This window comes from Streptomyces sp. LS-MS-L19 (assembly GCF_058382285.1).
This window is the reverse complement of sequence record NZ_JBYCLL010000001.1, coordinates 6,683,135-6,698,227: the sequence shown is the minus strand read 5'-3', so window position 1 is coordinate 6,698,227 and position 15,093 is coordinate 6,683,135. Positions and strand designations below refer to the sequence as shown.

General features: G+C 72.2%; 13 protein-coding genes. 5 read left to right on the top strand and 8 right to left on the bottom strand.

Annotation, left to right across the window (positions count from 1 at the left end):
- Positions 1–14 precede the first annotated feature (14 nt).
- Complete coding sequence (locus tag AC2XR2_RS30085) at positions 15–1,064, top strand: C40 family peptidase (protein ID WP_491516770.1); 1,050 nt, start codon at positions 15–17, stop codon at positions 1,062–1,064.
- Here AC2XR2_RS30085 and AC2XR2_RS30080 read toward each other — a convergent pair whose 3' ends face one another.
- The 5 genes from AC2XR2_RS30080 to AC2XR2_RS30060 are packed head-to-tail and all read right to left on the bottom strand — an operon-like array spanning position 1,065 to position 6,633.
- Complete coding sequence (locus tag AC2XR2_RS30080) at positions 1,065–2,318, bottom strand: styrene monooxygenase/indole monooxygenase family protein (protein ID WP_491516769.1); 1,254 nt, start codon at positions 2,316–2,318, stop codon at positions 1,065–1,067.
- A 38-nt stretch (positions 2,319–2,356) separates the two neighbouring features.
- Positions 2,357–2,983 (bottom strand): GTP-binding protein, encoded by a 627-nt coding sequence (locus AC2XR2_RS30075; RefSeq protein ID WP_020136614.1) that lies wholly within the window; start codon positions 2,981–2,983, stop codon positions 2,357–2,359.
- Positions 2,964–3,377, bottom strand: a complete 414-nt coding sequence (locus AC2XR2_RS30070) for a DUF742 domain-containing protein (RefSeq protein WP_330264476.1) — start codon at positions 3,375–3,377, stop codon at positions 2,964–2,966. The genes AC2XR2_RS30075 and AC2XR2_RS30070 overlap by 20 nt, the downstream gene beginning before the upstream one ends.
- On the bottom strand, positions 3,374–3,877 hold the full coding sequence (locus AC2XR2_RS30065; RefSeq protein WP_330264477.1) for a roadblock/LC7 domain-containing protein: 504 nt from the start codon (positions 3,875–3,877) through the stop codon (positions 3,374–3,376). The genes AC2XR2_RS30070 and AC2XR2_RS30065 overlap by 4 nt, the downstream gene beginning before the upstream one ends.
- Positions 3,874–6,633 (bottom strand): sensor histidine kinase, encoded by a 2,760-nt coding sequence (locus AC2XR2_RS30060; RefSeq protein ID WP_491516768.1) that lies wholly within the window; start codon positions 6,631–6,633, stop codon positions 3,874–3,876. The genes AC2XR2_RS30065 and AC2XR2_RS30060 overlap by 4 nt, the downstream gene beginning before the upstream one ends.
- A gap of 372 nt (positions 6,634–7,005) precedes the next feature.
- Here AC2XR2_RS30060 and AC2XR2_RS30055 point away from each other — a divergent pair, with 372 nt between their 5' ends.
- The gene (locus AC2XR2_RS30055; protein WP_491516767.1) at positions 7,006–7,794 is read left to right on the top strand and encodes a hypothetical protein; all 789 of its coding nucleotides are present in this window, start codon (positions 7,006–7,008) and stop codon (positions 7,792–7,794) included.
- Positions 7,795–7,894: 100 nt separating this feature from the next.
- On the opposite strand, the gene AC2XR2_RS30050 is transcribed toward AC2XR2_RS30055, so the two are convergent.
- On the bottom strand, positions 7,895–8,389 hold the full coding sequence (locus tag AC2XR2_RS30050) for a MarR family winged helix-turn-helix transcriptional regulator (RefSeq protein WP_330264480.1): 495 nt from the start codon (positions 8,387–8,389) through the stop codon (positions 7,895–7,897).
- Between the two features lie 233 nt (positions 8,390–8,622).
- On the opposite strand from AC2XR2_RS30050, the gene AC2XR2_RS30045 reads away from it, so the two are divergent.
- Positions 8,623–9,492, top strand: a complete 870-nt coding sequence (locus tag AC2XR2_RS30045; protein WP_491516766.1) for a lysozyme — start codon at positions 8,623–8,625, stop codon at positions 9,490–9,492.
- Between the two features lie 82 nt (positions 9,493–9,574).
- Here AC2XR2_RS30045 and lon read toward each other — a convergent pair whose 3' ends face one another.
- Positions 9,575–11,989: an endopeptidase La gene (lon, locus tag AC2XR2_RS30040; protein ID WP_491516765.1), complete on the bottom strand. Its 2,415-nt coding sequence runs from the start codon at positions 11,987–11,989 to the stop codon at positions 9,575–9,577.
- 179 nt (positions 11,990–12,168) lie between these two features.
- On the opposite strand from lon, the gene AC2XR2_RS30035 reads away from it, so the two are divergent.
- Positions 12,169–12,825 (top strand): GNAT family N-acetyltransferase, encoded by a 657-nt coding sequence (locus AC2XR2_RS30035; RefSeq protein WP_491516764.1) that lies wholly within the window; start codon positions 12,169–12,171, stop codon positions 12,823–12,825.
- A gap of 253 nt (positions 12,826–13,078) precedes the next feature.
- Entirely contained in the window at positions 13,079–13,831 is a 753-nt protein-coding gene (locus AC2XR2_RS30030; RefSeq protein ID WP_491518531.1) for a GNAT family N-acetyltransferase, read from the top strand.
- Positions 13,832–14,204: 373 nt separating this feature from the next.
- On the opposite strand, the gene AC2XR2_RS30025 is transcribed toward AC2XR2_RS30030, so the two are convergent.
- Complete coding sequence (locus AC2XR2_RS30025; protein ID WP_491516763.1) at positions 14,205–15,050, bottom strand: rhomboid-like protein; 846 nt, start codon at positions 15,048–15,050, stop codon at positions 14,205–14,207.
- Positions 15,051–15,093: the final 43 nt, after the last annotated feature.

The window sequence follows — 15,093 nt, the reverse complement described above, 5'->3', positions numbered from 1 at the left end:
CGGGAGGTGATGACGTGTCAGGAAGGCTTCTGCGTCTGGTGTGTACGGCGGCCGTGGTGGCCGGCACCGTCCTCGCACCGCTGCCGGCGGCGGCCGTACCGGGGCCGGAGCCGCGCGAGCGGACCGTGGCCGAGCTGCTGACGGACCTTCAGCGGCTGTACCAGGAGGCCGAGCAGGCCACCGAGACCTACAACGCGACCGAGGAGAGGCTGCGCGAGAAGCGCGCCGAGGTGACCCGCCTGGACACCGCGCTCTCCCGGACCCGGCTCTCCCTCCACGACAGCCGGGGTGCCGCGGGGCGGCTGGCCCGCCAGCAGTACCAGAGCGTCACCGAGATCTCGCCGTACGTCCGTCTGCTGCTCGCCCGCGATCCCCAGCACGCACTCGAACAGGGCCATGTCATCGGCCAGTTGGCGAGGGAGCGGGCGAAGACGGTGGGCCGCCTCACCGGCACCGAGCACCGCGCCGACGCCCTCGCCCGCGCGGCCCGCAAAGCCCTGGACGACCAGCTCACCCTCGCGGCCCGGCAGAAGAGGAACCGGGACGCCGTACGGGAGAAGCTCGCCGACGTGGAGGAACTCCTCGCCTCCCTCACCGCCGAACAGCTCGCCCGGCTGGCCGAGTTCGAGGAGAAGGGGGTGGCGAGGGCGCAGGAGGAGCTGACGACCTCCGGCGCACTCGGAGACGTCCGGCGCGAACCGACCCGGCAGGGCGAGCGGGCCCTGGCGTACGCCCGACGTCAGCTCGGGAAGCCGTACGAATGGGGCGCGGAGGGCCCGAAGACGTACGACTGCTCGGGCCTGACGTCACAGGCCTGGGCCCACGCCGGCACCCCGATCCCCCGGACCAGCCAGGAGCAGTGGGCCCGGCTGCCGAGGGTCGAGCTGAAGCACCTGCGGCCCGGCGACCTGGTCATCTACTTCCCGCAGGCCACGCACGTGGCGATCTACCTGGGCAAGGGAGAGGTCATCGAGGCCCCGAGAACAGGCAAGAAGATCAGGATCTCCCCGATCGCCTCCCACCCGATCCTCGGAGCCGTCCGCCCGGACCGCCCTCCGCGATGATCAGGCCCCTGTGACCGACGCCAGATAGGCGCCCGTCTTCTCCGGCTCGTAGAAGAAGTTCTCGAAGTCCGCCGGGTTGTCGAAGCCGTTGGCGAAGCGGTCCGCCACCGGCTGGAGCTGGCCCGCGGCGCCGATGAGGTTCAGGATGTGCTCCGGCGGCGGGGCCAGCATCGCGTTGGTCCACTTCGTGACGTGCTGGGCCGTGGCCCAGTACCGCTCGAAGGTCCCCCGCATCCACTCCTCGTCGAACTCCTTCTCGCCCCGCTCCAGGATCGACGCGAGATACGAGGCCGCGCACTTGGACGCGGAGTTGGAGCCCTGCCCGGTGATCGGGTCGTTGGCGACGACGACGTCGGCCACGCCCAGGACCAGTCCCCCACCGGGCAGGCGGCCTATCGGGTTGCGCACGGTGGGCGCGTAGCGGCCGGCCAGCGTGCCACCGGCGTCCGTGAGTTCGACGTTCGTGGCGCGCGCGTACTCCCAGGGCAGGAACTTCTCCATGAGTTCCAGGGTCAGGGAGAGGTGTTCCGCCGGGTCCTTCACGCCGTTGAAGACGTCGAGCGGGCCGCCGGGTACGCCCTCCCAGAACAGGATGTCGGCCCGGCCGGAGGTCGTGAGCGTCGGCATGACGAACAGCTCGCCCACGCCCGGGACCAGGTTGCAGCGGACCGCCTCGGTGTCCGGGTGCTCGGGGCGCGGGCCCAGTCCGTGGACGTAGGAGACCGCGAGGGCGCGCTGCGGCTCGGTGTACGGGGAGCGCTCGGGGTCGCGGGCGAACATCGACACCAGCTCGCCCTTGCCCGCCGAGACCAGCACCAGGTCGTACGTACGGGAGAAGTAGTCGAGGTCGCCGACGGCCGCGCCGTGGATGACGAGCTGGCCGCCGCGCTGGGCGAAGGTCTCCATCCAGCCGGCCATCTTCACCCGCTGGTCGACCGACTGCGCGTACCCGTCGAGGTGCCCCAGCCAGTCGATCGCGCGCTGCGAGGGGCCCGGGTCGAAGGAGCCGGGGGCCGCGACGGAGACGCCGAGTCCCTCGATCCTCGGGGCCTGGGACTCCCAGAAGTTCAGCTGGAGGTCGCGCTCGTGCTGGAGTGCGGTGTGGAACATGCACTGCGTCGACATGACCCGGCCGGCCCGGATCTCGTCCGCCGTCCGGTTGGACATCAGGGTGACCTCGTAGCCGTGCGACTGGAGGCCGAGGGCGAGCTGGAGTCCGGACTGGCCGGCTCCGACGACGAGTATCTTCCGCATGCGGGTGGTGGCTCCTTAACCGGGGCTGTGGACCGGGGCTACTCGGGGGTGACGTCCAGCGCGTGGCCGACGAGGGACAGGAGCGTCTCGATCACCGAGATCCGCCGCCGCGCGTCCATGATCATGACAGGTATGTGCGCGGGGACCGTGAGCGCCTCCCGCACGTCCTGCGGGTCGAACAGCTCGCTGCCGTCGAAGTGGTTGACCGCGACGACGTACGGCAGTCCGCAGCTCTCGAAGTAGTCGAGCGCGGGGAAGGAGTCCTTGAGGCGGCGGGTGTCCGCGAGGACGACGGCGCCTATCGCGCCGCGCACCAGGTCGTCCCACATGAACCAGAACCGCTCCTGGCCCGGGGTGCCGAAGAGGTAGAGGACCAGGTCGTCGTCGAGCGTGATGCGGCCGTAGTCCATGGCCACGGTGGTGGTGACCTTCTCCGGCGTGCCGGTGAGGTCGTCGACCTGCTCGCTGGCCTCGGTCATCAGCGCCTCCGTCTGGAGGGGCTCGATCTCCGAGACGGTGCCGACGAGGGTGGTCTTGCCGACGCCGAAGCCGCCGGCCACGACTATCTTCGTGGCGACGGGCGCCCGGGTGCGGTCCGTCTGCCAGGACTTCAGGTTGTCGTCGGTGTCCTCGAGAGCGAGGTCCCTAAAGGCGACGGAGTCCACTCAGCACCCTTTCCAGCAGAGCGCGGTCGGGACGGCCCGTACCGTGAGCGGTACCGGTGCCGTACACACGGATCTTTCCCTGGTCCGCGAGGTCGCTGAGGAGCACCCGGACCACGCCGAGCGGCATCTTCAGCAGCGCGGCGATCTCGGCCACCGTGCGCATCCGGCGGCACAGTTCGACGATGGCCCGCAGCTCCGGCATCACCGACTTCAGCGAGCCGTTGGTCAGCTCCTTGCGCTCCTCGGGCGCTTCGAGAGCCGCCGTGCTCGCCACGAACGTCTCGACCAGGAGGACGTGCCCGAAGCGGGTGCGGCCGCCGGTGAGGGAGTACGGCCGGACGCGGGCCGGTTTGCGGTCGCCGCCGCGGACGGGGAGGTCGGGCCGGTTCGTCATCGGGCGCTCCCCGTCCCCTCGTGCTCCAGCGACTGCCGTAGCTCGCTGCGGAGTTCGGGGGTCAGGACGTGTCCGGCGCGGCCGACGAACAGGGCCATGTGGTACGCCACCACGCTCATGTCGCAGTCCGCGGAGCCGTGGACACCGAGCAGCGAGCCGTCGCTGATCGACATCACGAACAGGCTGCCGTCGTCCATCGCGATCATGGTGTGCTTCGTGGAGCCGAAGTCCATGAGCTTGGCGGCGCCGAGGGTGAGGCTGCCGATGCCGGACACGATGGTCGCGAGGTCGGCCGACGAGCCGCGCGGGCCCGCGGGTTTCCCGTCCCTGGCCTCGCGTGCCTCGGCGTTCCGCTCGGCGTCGGAGGAGAGCAGGAGCAGGCCGTCGGAGGAGACGACGGCGACGGACTGGACGCCGGGGACCTCCTCCACCAGGTTGGTGAGCAGGAAGTGGAGATTGCGGGCTTCACGACTCAGTCCGAAGGTACTGGGCGCGGTCAACTGCTTGCCTCCTCGACTGTGCCCCCCGTGGCTTCTTCGGATGCGGTGCGGTGTTCCGGGGCCGGCAGTTTGGTCTCGCCGGTCCGTTCCTCGATCTCGGCCGCCACGTCCCGGTGACCGGCCTCCGCCCCCCGACGGAAGCCGCCCAGCCTGCGGCGGAGTGCCTCGGCATCCACGGACGCGTTGCGCCGGCGCGGGGCCGGGGCGGTGGGTGCGGTGATCTTGGGCGTGCGCTTGGGGAGGCCCTTGTCGGTGACGGGCTCCTCGTCGGCGCGGGTGTGTTCGGTCTCGGCCTCGGCGGCGGGTTCACGCGCCTCGGGCTCTTCGCGTACGGGCTCCGGCTCGTCCTGGGCCGGCACCGGTGCCAGCAGCTCCATCGTCGTCTCGGCCGGGGACTCCACGGCGTGTTCGGCCGGGGCCTCCACAGCCTGCTCCGCCGGGGACTCCGCCGTCTGCTCCCGTGCAGCCTGCTCGGCCGGGGACTCCGCCGTCTGCTCGCGTACGGCCTGCTCGGCCAGCGTGACCAGCGGGTCGCCCTGGGAACGGCCGCTCAGGACGTTGGAGTTGGCCTCCGCGTCCGCGCCCGGGAGGGCGAAGGAGTGGCCGGCGCCGCTGACCGGGGCGTCGGCGGCCGGTACGGCGGACGTGGGCGCGGCGGTGAGCAGGGTTCCGGGGAGGACGACGACCGCGGCCACGCCCCCCTGCTTCTGCTCGCGCAGCTGCACGCGGACGCCGTGCCGGTGCGCGAGGCGGGCCACGACGTACAGGCCCAGGCCGAGTCCCTCCTCGCCCTCGTCGTACGACTCGTAGGCGGCCTCGGGATCGAAGTCGGCCAGGCGGGAGTTGAGGGCCGTCATGCGCTCGGCGGTCATGCCGATGCCCTCGTCCTGGACGGAGAGCATGACCTCACCGCTCTCCAGGAGCCAGCCGGAGACCTCGACGGGCAGGTCGGGCGGGCAGAACGCGGTGGCGTTCTCCATCAGTTCGGCCAGCAGGTGGGAGAGGTCGTCCGCGGCGAAGCCCGCCACATGGGCGTGCGGCGGCAGGGCGGCGATACGGACCCGCTCGTAGCGCTCGATCTCGCTGACGGCGGCCCGCACGACGTCGACCAGCGGGACCGGGCCCGCGCTCTGCTGGACGTGTTCGGTGCCGGCCAGGACGAGGAGGTTCTCGCTGTGGCGGCGCATGACCGTGGCGAAGTGGTCGAGCTTGAAGAGGGTCGCGAGGCGCTCGGGGTCCTGCTCGCGCTCCTCCAGGTTCTCGATGACGGCGAGTTGCCGCTCGACGAGGCCGAGGGTGCGCAGCGCGAGGTTGACGAAGGTGGCGCCGATCGTCTCCCGCAGTCGCGTCAACTGGGCGGCGGACTCCGCCAGTTCGCCCTTGAGCTGCTCGCGGGCGTCGGCCATCTTCTGGCGCTGGCCGACCAGGTGCTTGCGGTCGGCCTCCAGCGTGGTGATCCGCTCGGCGAGCCCGACGGCGTGCGCGTGCAGGGCGTTGACGGAGCGGACGACCTGGGCGAACTCGTCGTTGCGGCCGGTGAAGGAGACCGCTTCCTCGGTGGTGGGGTCCTCGGCCCCGGCCAGCCGGGCGGAGCCGCGGCGCAGCACGGACAGGGGCCGGGTGAGGGTGCGGGCCATGGCGGTGGCGATGCCCACGGCGAGCAGCATCAGGGCGCCGAGGATCGCGACCCGGAGCTCCAGCGCGGTGACGTCGTCGTCCCGCAGCTGTTCCAGCGCCTTGACCCGGCGGTCGAAGAGGGCGGACTCGGCGCCGCGCATCAGGTCGACGCGGGCGGAGAGGGCGGCGTCCAGCTTGGTGGTGCTGGTGCCCAGCTCGCCGTTGGAGAGGGCGGGCTGGTCGGTGAGGGCCGCGAGGTACTGGTCGGCGGAGTTGACCTCGGGGCCGGTGACCGTGGAGTCGTAGCTGGCCTTGGCGGCCGCGGGCGCGGACTCCTGGAAGTCGGAGAGGGCCGCGTCGGAGCGCAGCCGGGCCTGCTGGGCGGCGGCGCTGAGCGCGTCGCGCTGCTTGGCGTCCGCGGCCGAGGTGACCTTCTTGGTGGTGGTCAGGCCGGTGATGGGGTCGTAGACGCTCTGAGTCGTCGTGGGCACGCTGAGGGCCGCGAGCAGCAGTCCTCGGGTGGCGGCGGCCTGCTGTACGGCGGAGTCGAGCTCGGCGAGGGCGTAGCCGCCGGAGCCCGCGCGGGGCGGTGTCTTCGCGGCCAGGTCCTCGGCGAGGCGGTGCAGCTCGGTGATGGCGGCCGAGTAGGCGTTGTGCGCTTCGAGGGCGGTGGACTTGCCGGTGAGCGCGGAGCGCCGTACGGCGGCGATGGCGTCGAGGTCGCCGCGCAGCGCCGGGGAGAGGTCCGTGTCGGTGCGCAGTTCCTCGACCTGGCGGTCGACGCGGGCGCTGGACTGTTCGCCGGGTGCCTTGGACTTGGGGCGGCCGGCCGCGATGTAGGGGGTGACCTCGTCGCGTTCGTCGGCGAGCGCGTGGGCGAGGTCGAGGGCGTCCTGGGTCTGCTCGGCGAGCGTCACCAGGTCCTGGGAGTCGTGGAGGTCCGAGGACGCGGTGACGAGGGAGGGGGCACCGGCTCCGGCGATCGCGGCGGCCACGACGGCGACGGCGAGGATCAGCCGGGTGCGGACGTGGGTGGGGCGGCCCTTGCCGACGGGGGTCTCGGGGGCGCCGGACGTGGGCTCCGTGCCGTGGCCGGAGGCCGTCTGCTTGCCTGTGCGACGAGGCCGCGTCTTCTGCACCGCTGCTCGCATTCCTGAACTCGTGATACCCATGGGCCCGGAGTGACGCTCCGTCAACTGGTGTGCACACCGGGGTACGATTCCCGACCCTCCCAGCGCCGGTGGGCGGTGGGCGAGCATCACCTGAGCCGCCACCCGAAGGAGTGAACCCCGTTGGGGAGTTGGCGGGCAAGTTCCTGGGGCACGCGCGCGTGTCGGGTGCGGTGGGCCGGTTGGACGCCGGGGAGAACCGGTGGCAATATTCGCCACCACGCCGGCCCGGAGTGCGCCATTCCCCCCTAAACAGGGCGTCTGACCTGCGCGACTGCGTCAATTCCGCGACCGTTGGCGGGCTTTGACGAAGCTTGTGAAGGGGTCGTGCAGACTGGCCGAATGCGTACGGAACTTGTCTCGGAACCCGGTGATGTCCAGCGGCCCAACGAGGACTTCGCGAGTGTCGCCCTGCCCGCGTCCGGGCGGGGCGGAGTACTGGTCGCGCTCGACGGGGTCACGCCACCGCGGAGTGGCACGGGGTGTCTGCATTCGGTTCCCTGGTTCACGGCGCGGCTCGGCGGGGCGCTGACCGAACTGGCCGTTTCGCTCATGGATGTTCCGCTGGTCGAGGTGCTGTCCGGGGCCATCACGCGCACAGCTCGGTCACACGGTGAAGGTTGTGACCTTTCTCACCCGCGTACGCCCCAGGCGACGGTGGTGATGGCGCGGTGGTCGCCGGCGGCCGTGGAGTACCTGGTGCTGTCCGACTCGGCGTTGCTGGTGGAGTCGCCCGAGGGGGTGGTGACGCCGGTGCTGGACGACCGCTTGGCGCGTCTGCCGCGCGCCGCGCTGGCCACGGACGCGCTGATCGACGCCAACCTCCGCAACAAGGAGGGCGGCTTCTTCACGGCGGCCGCGGATCCTTCGGTGGCGGCACGCGCGGTGACGGGTTCCCTGGACCGCGCGCAGGTCCGCACCCTGACCGCGCTCACGGACGGCGCGGCGCGCTGGGTGGAACGCTTCGAGCAGGGCGACTGGACCGACTGCTTCACGTTCGTCCGCAAGCGGGGGGCCCAGGCGCTGGTGGACAGGGTCCGAGAACTGGAGCGCGCCGACGCGGAGGCGCGGACGTATCTGGGACGCAGCAAGACCCACGACGACGCGACGGTGGTGTACGCGGAGCTGTGAGGGGTGACCCGACCGGGTGCGGTCGGCCGGCGCCTGGCGCCTCGGCCGGCCGAGGCGGGCCACCCGACCGGCCCGTCCGTTCAGGTGACGGCCGGTGGGCCTACTTCTCCATGTTCCGGTTCAGCTGGTGCAGGAGGCGGGCCAGTTCTGTGACCTCTTCTGGGTTCCAGTGGGCCAGGCGGCCTGCGTAGCGGGCTCGGCGGGCGTCGCGGACGCGTTGGACTCGGGTGCGGCCCTCCTCGGTGAGGTCGACCAGCCAGGCACGGCCGTCGGCGGGGTCCGGTTCGCGGGCGACCAGGCCCAGCTCCTCCAGGGCCCGCAGCTGACGGGACATCGTGGCCTTGCCGACCCCGATGTAGCCGGCCAGCTCGGTGGCCCGCTGGCGGCCGCATTCATCCAGACGGACCAGCAGCCCGTACGCCGCCGACTCCAGGTCGGGGTGGACCTCGCGGGCCATCTCCCCCTGGTTGGCCCGGGCGCGCCGCAGCAGGACGGTCAACTCGCGTTCGAGCGCGAGGAACCCCGGCTGGTCCACACCGCTCGGCGGGGCGTCGGTCCCGCCCCGGCCCGCGCCGCCGTTTCCGTCTTCGTGCACGTCAGCCCCTGCCTCGGATTTCCCGGTCCTGAAAGTTTCCGCCAAATTGCGCCCTCGCCGCAGCTCCGTAAGTATTTCGCAGGGCTAGACCTACGGCAGCAGCCGGTCCCTCTTCCCAGCCGCTCGCAGACGTGCGTAGCTTCTTGACCAGGCGATGTCTGGCATGCCCACGCCATACACCCCCGGCCGGGTGTTCCCCCACCGAGCATCACCGAGCCCTTCGGAGGCCCGCCATGCCCGTGCACAGACCCGGATCCCCCCGCCCACGGCGCCTGTTCCTCGCCGGCGCCCTCATAGCCGTATGCGCCCTGGTGCCCATAGCCCCGGCGTCGGCCGCGCAGTCGCCCGACGCCGCCGACAGCGCCGGCGCCCAGGCCACGGCCGACGCCCCCACCACCCCACCGCGCGGCACCGCCCGCATGGGCATGGGCGTCGTCGCCCACGACGGCCAGGCCGGTCTGCCCACCGGCACCCGCGCCGCCCAGACCGAGGGCGTCGACGTGGCCAGCTACCAGGGCAACGTCTCCTGGACGACCCTGTGGAACAGCGGAGTCCGCTGGTCCTACAACAAGGCGAGCGAGGGGACGTACTACACGAACCCCTACTTCTCCCAGCAGTACACCGGCTCCTACGGGGTCGGCATGATCCGCGGGGCCTACCACTTCGCGACGCCGGACACCACGAGCGGCGCAACGCAGGCCAACTATTTCGTCGACCACGGCGGCGGCTGGTCCGCCGACGGCAGGACCCTGCCCGGCACCCTCGACATCGAGTGGAACCCGTACGGCGACTCCTGCTACGGCAAGACCGCCAGCGGGATGGTCAGCTGGATCCGTGACTTCCTGAACCAGTACAAGGCCCGCACCGGCCGCAACGCCGTCATCTACACGTCCACCAGCTGGTGGTCCCAGTGCACCGGCAACTACGCCGGGTTCTCCGCCAACCCGCTGTGGATCGCCCGCTACGCCTCGACCGCGGGCACCCTGCCGGCCGGGTGGAGCACGTACACGATGTGGCAGTACACGTCCTCCGGACCGACGGTCGGCGACCACGACAAGTTCAACGGGGCCCTGGACCGCGTGCAGGCCCTCGCCAAGGGCTGACCCCAAGGCCGCTCGCGGACACGGCGAAGGCCCGGGCCTCCCTCACGAGAACCCGGGCCTTCACCTCATCCGATCGCGTCCGTCACGCCGCGACCGGAACCTCCGGCGCCGCCCCGTTCGTCGCCGGGGACAGCGCCAGCTCCAGGACCTGGCGGACGTCGGTGACGGCGTGGACGTCGAGCTTGTCCAGCATCTCCGCCGGGACGTCGTCCAGGTCGGCCTCGTTGCGCTTCGGGATGATGACGGTCGTCACCCCGGCGCGGTGCGCGGCGAGCAGCTTCTGCTTCACACCGCCGATCGGCAGGACCCGGCCGGTCAGCGAGACCTCACCCGTCATGGCCACGTCCGTGCGGACCAGGCGGCCGGAGAGCAGCGACGCCAGCGCCGTCGTCATCGTGACGCCCGCGCTCGGGCCGTCCTTCGGGACCGCGCCCGCCGGGAAGTGGATGTGCACGCCCCGGTCCTTGAGGTCGGCGACCGGCAGTTCCAGCTCGGCGCCGTGCGACCTGAGGAAGCTCAGCGCGATCTGCGCGCTCTCCTTCATCACGTCACCCAGTTGGCCGGTCAGGGTCAGACCCGCCGCACCCGTCTCCGGGTCGGCCAGCGACGCCTCCACGTAGAGGACGTCCCCGCCTGCTCCGGTGACCGCGAGTCCGGTCGCCACGCCCGGGACGGCCGTACGGCGCTCGGCCGGGTCCTGCGCCGACTCGGGCACGTGGTGCGGGCGCCCGATCAGGGCCCGCAGGTCGTCCGCGCCGATGGTGAACGGCAGCTCCCGCTCGCCCAGTTCGTGCTGTGCCGCGACCTTGCGGAGCAGCCGGGCGATCGAGCGCTCCAGGGTGCGCACGCCCGCCTCGCGGGTGTACTCGCCGGCGAGCTTGCGCAGCGCGCTCTCCTCCAGGGTCACCTCGTCCTTGTCGATGCCCGCCCGCTCCAGCTGGCGCGGGAGCAGGTGGTCACGCGCGATGACGACCTTCTCGTCCTCGGTGTAGCCGTCGAGGCGGACCAGCTCCATACGGTCGAGCAGGGCCTCGGGGATGGCCTCCAGGACGTTCGCCGTGGCGAGGAACACCACGTCGGACAGGTCGAGTTCGACCTCCAGGTAGTGGTCGCGGAAGGTGTGGTTCTGCGCCGGGTCCAGGACCTCCAGCAGGGCCGCCGCGGGGTCGCCGCGGAAGTCGGAGCCCACCTTGTCGATCTCGTCGAGCAGGACGACCGGGTTCATCGAACCGGCCTCCTTGATGGCCCGCACGATCCGGCCGGGCAGCGCGCCGACGTACGTACGGCGGTGTCCGCGGATCTCGGCCTCGTCCCGGACGCCACCGAGGGCGACCCGGACGAACTTGCGGCCCATGGCGTGCGCGACGGACTCGCCGAGGCTGGTCTTGCCGACGCCGGGCGGGCCGACGAGCGCCAGCACGGCACCGCCGCGCCGCCCGCCGATGACACCGAGGCCCCGGTCGCTGCGGCGCTTGCGCACCGCCAGGTACTCGGTGATCCGCTCCTTCACGTCCTCGAGGCCCGCGTGCTCGGCGTCGAGGACCGCCTTGGCGCCCTGGATGTCGTACTCGTCCTCGGTCCGCTCGTTCCACGGCAGTTCGAGGACGGTGTCCAGCCAGGTGCGGATCCAGGAGCCCTCCGGGGACTGGTCGGAGGACCGCTCCAGCTTGTCGACCTCCTTGAGGGCGGCCTCCCGCACCTTCTCGGGCAGGTCGGCGGCCTCCACGCGGGCGCGGTAGTCGTCGGACTCCTCGCCGTCCTTCTCGCCGTTGAGCTCGCGCAGCTCCTTGCGTACGGCTTCCAGCTGACGGCGGAGCAGGAACTCGCGCTGCTGCTTGTCGACGCCCTCCTGGACGTCCTTCGCGATGGTCTCGGCGACGTCCTGCTCGGCGAGGTGGTCGCGCAGCTGCTGGGTGGCGAGCTTGAGGCGGGCGACCGGGTCGGCGGTCTCCAGCAGCTCGACCTTCTGCTCGGTGGTCAGGAAGGGTGAGTAACCGGAGTTGTCGGCGAGGGCGGACACGTCGTCGATGGCCTGCACGCGGTCCACGATCTGCCAGGCGCCGCGCTTGCGCAGCCAGGCGGTGGCGAGGGCCTTGTACTCCTTGACCAGTTCGGTGACGTGACCGGGCAGCGGGTCGGGGACGGTCTGGTCGACCGTGGTCCCCTCGACCCACAGGGCGGCGCCCGGGCCGGTGGTCCCCGCACCGATCTGCACCCGGCCCCGGCCGCGGATGAGGGCACCCGGGTCGCCGTCGGCCAGTCGGCCGACCTGCTCGACGGTGCCCAGCACACCGGTGCTCGCGTAGGTCCCGTCGATCCGTGGCACCAGCAGGACCTTGGGCTTGCCTGGTTCCGAGCGGGCGGCGGCCTGGGCGGCCTCCACCGCGGCGCGGACGTCGGCGTCGTTCAGGTCCAGCGGCACCACCATTCCGGGCAGCACGACCTCGTCGTCGAGCGGCAGCACAGGCAGAGTGAGCGGTGTGGACGTCGAAGCCATGATCTCCCCTTCGGCAGTCAAGTTGAGCTATGCCGACTCAATGCCCGGGGACTTTCGAATGTTCCCCACTCGCTTCCCTGTTCGCTGTGGGCGATCACCGCTGTCGCGGGGGAACCCCCGACACCTATCGTGAAGCCGGTAATAAGCGAGAAGGCAAAGCGACTATTACAGGGGGCCCGGTGGACGGAGTCGTACAGGCCTGGGTGGACGGCTGGGTCGTGTCCCGCGGGGCCGCCCCGCCGCAGCGTGAGCCGTGGGGGTTCACCGTGGACGTGGGACAGATCGCGCAGGTCTCGCGGCATGTCTTCGACGCCCTGGGCGACGGTGTGGACGAGCAGGCCGTGCGCAAGGTCGCGGACGGGGTGACGGGCGCCGGGGTGTGGCTGAAGGTGTTCCAGGGGCCGGAGACCGTCGGGAACTGGCTGGGTGAGGGCTGGTGGGTGGATCCCGAGCCGGGGTTCCTGATGACGGTCCCGCTGACCGCTTCGGCGCACCGGACCGTGGCCCCGCACGGATACCGGCTGCGCACCTGGACCGTCGGCGGTGTGACCCGCGTGCTCGTCGCCGCGCCCGACGGCTCCCTCGCGGCCCGCGGCCAGGTCGCCCCGACCGGCGCCACCGCCGTCTTCGACCAGATCGAGACCGTGGCCGCCCATCAGCGCCGCGGGCTGGGCAGCCTCGTCATGCGCACCCTCCAGACCACGGCGTCCGCCACGGGGGCGGAGACCGGCGTACTGGCGGGCACCCCGGCGGGCCGGGGGCTGTACGAGTCTCTGGGCTGGCATGTGGAGGCTCCGCTCACCAGTGCGAAGTTCGTGGGACCGGACGCCGGGTGACCGTCCGTCACCGCCCGCGGGACCCGGCGGCGGCCCGGCCTCTGTCATGCTGCGCCGGTGATCGACCCGACACCCCGGAGGGACCGCTTGGTGGGCAACACCCGGCCGCGCCGCTCTCTTCCCGGCCGTGCGGGACGCCGACCGGGCACAGCCAGTACGGCCAGTACAGCCAGGACAACCACGACAACCGAAAGGCCCGTCGAGCGTGACCACGGTGGACATACGCCCCCTCCTCTCCGCCTACGACGACCAGATGCGCGGCGCTCCCCCGACCCCGCCCGCCGGCGTGACCTACGAGCAGGACGGACCGCTGCTGCGGATCGTCGGCCAGTTCCGCGGTTTCGTGAGCGGTCCGCGCGACCTCGGCGTCGAGGGTGACGCGCTCGACGACCTCATCGCCCGCCAGCGCGACTTCTTCGCGGCGCGCGGCGAGGCGCTGGAGTGGAAGACCCGGGCCCACGACACCCCGGCCGACCTCACCGAGCGGCTGCGCGCGGCCGGTTTCGTGCCCGAGGGGCGGGAGACGGTGCTGATCGGCCGGGCTGCCGAGATGGCCGCAGGGGAACCCACGCTGCCGGACGGTGTGACCGTGCGCCGGGTCACGGCCGACGCGGACATGCGCCGGATCGCCGCGATGGAGTCGCGGGTGTGGGGCCAGAACTGGAGTTGGCTCGCCGACGACCTGATCGGCCGGGTCGCCGCCGCGCCGGACGAGATCGCGGTGTACGTCGCCGAGGCGGACGGCGAGGTGGTGTGCGCGGCCTGGCTGGTGTTCCGCGCGGGCACGGAGTTCGCCGGCCTGTGGGGCGGCTCCACGCTCGCCGAGTGGCGGGGGCGGGGCATCTACCGCGCCCTGGTCGCCCTGCGCGCGGTTCTCGCCGTCTCCCGCGGGGTCACGTATCTCCACGTGGACGCGTCGGACGACAGCGCGCCCATCCTGCGCCGCCTCGGCTTCCACGCGGTGACCACGACGACGCCGTACATCTGGATACCGACGGACCGCTGACCGCGGCGGACAGCGAACACCCGCACACGGCAAGCCCGTTGACGGCTCCGGCCCGGCGTGCGGACGACGGGGACGTGCGCACGCTCTTGGCCCCGGCGAGGAACCCGCTGGACCGCGCCGGGACGCAGGGGGGACAGCGGCGTCGGCGCACACGGCGAATGCCCGCGCAAGGCAAGCCCGTTGGCGGCCCCGGCCTGGCCGTGCCGAGGGGGACGTGCGCACGCTCCTGGCCCCGGCGAGGAGCCTGCCTGAACGCGCCAGGACGCAGGGGGACAGCGGCGTCGGCGAAGGGGGCGGTCGCGCGGCGAACCCGGCGGGTCATGTCGGCGTCGCGGAGCCGGAGCGTCCGTCGCCAGCGTCCCAAACAGCCGGCTCAAGCCGCCGAACAGCCCTCGCCGTCGGGAAATACCAGCCGTGCCCGGTGCCACCGCCGTACCAGCGGCCAGGTCGAGACGCCGATCAGGAGGGCGATCGGGTGGCCCCAGTCCGTCAACGGGTCGGTGAAGGCGAGCAGGTCGGTCAGCAGTGGCCAGGCGAACAGGGCGAGCAGCGGCCACCGCAGCCACGGCCTGAGCAGCCCGGTGAGCGCGCCGAGGCTCGCGGCGACGCCGAAGCTGACGCCGTAGTCGAGGCGGTGCAGCGAGGAGGCGGGGAGGTGCCCGGCCAGGACCGCGACGCCGATGGGGACCTCCGTCGCGAGGGTCGCGCCGACATGGCCGAGCAGGAAGACGGCGGCCGCGCGGACCCCGCCGATCCTTCGCTCCAGCGCCGTGAGGACGAACAACAGGGCGATGGCGTACGGCGACAGGATGCCGCCCGCGATCCACAGCGCGCTGGTGAGCAGCACCTGCACCGGCGTACGGACCAGGTGCGCGACGTCGGTACTGGAGCCCTGGTGCAGGGTGTGCACGAGGGTGGGGTCCAGCTGCGCCGAGACGAGCGAGACCACGGCCAGGACGGCGCCGTAGCCGAAAGTGAACGGGGTCTCGGTGGGCGTGGGAAAGACCCGCCCCATGCGCCGCAGGGCGTGAACCCGGCGGACGGGTACGGGCGTTGCCGCCTCCCGCGGCCTGCCGGTGACCGCCGGTGCCCCGCTCCGCTGCCGGGGCATCCCGTCGAGCAGCCCGGCGACATCCGGGAAGCAGGCGTCCGGAGCGGGCCCGACCGAGGGGGGCGGCCCGGTCGGGTCGGGAGGAGCCGTCGGCGCGGTCCGGTCCAAGGTGAGCTGCTCCTTCCGTTTCACCCCAGCCTTCGCGCCCGAC

Excerpts from the sequence above, each read along its gene's own strand:
- AC2XR2_RS30080 (WP_491516769.1), bottom strand. The coding sequence starts at position 2,318 with ATGCGGAAGATACTCGTCGTCGGAGCCGGCCAGTCCGGACTCCAGCTC.
- AC2XR2_RS30030 (WP_491518531.1), top strand. The coding sequence starts at position 13,079 with ATGCGCGGCGCTCCCCCGACCCCGCCCGCCGGCGTGACCTACGAGCAG.
- AC2XR2_RS30045 (WP_491516766.1), top strand. The coding sequence starts at position 8,623 with ATGCCCGTGCACAGACCCGGATCCCCCCGCCCACGGCGCCTGTTCCTC.
- AC2XR2_RS30055 (WP_491516767.1), top strand. The coding sequence starts at position 7,006 with ATGCGTACGGAACTTGTCTCGGAACCCGGTGATGTCCAGCGGCCCAAC.
- lon (WP_491516765.1), bottom strand. The coding sequence starts at position 11,989 with ATGGCTTCGACGTCCACACCGCTCACTCTGCCTGTGCTGCCGCTCGAC.
- AC2XR2_RS30070 (WP_330264476.1), bottom strand. The coding sequence starts at position 3,377 with ATGACGAACCGGCCCGACCTCCCCGTCCGCGGCGGCGACCGCAAACCG.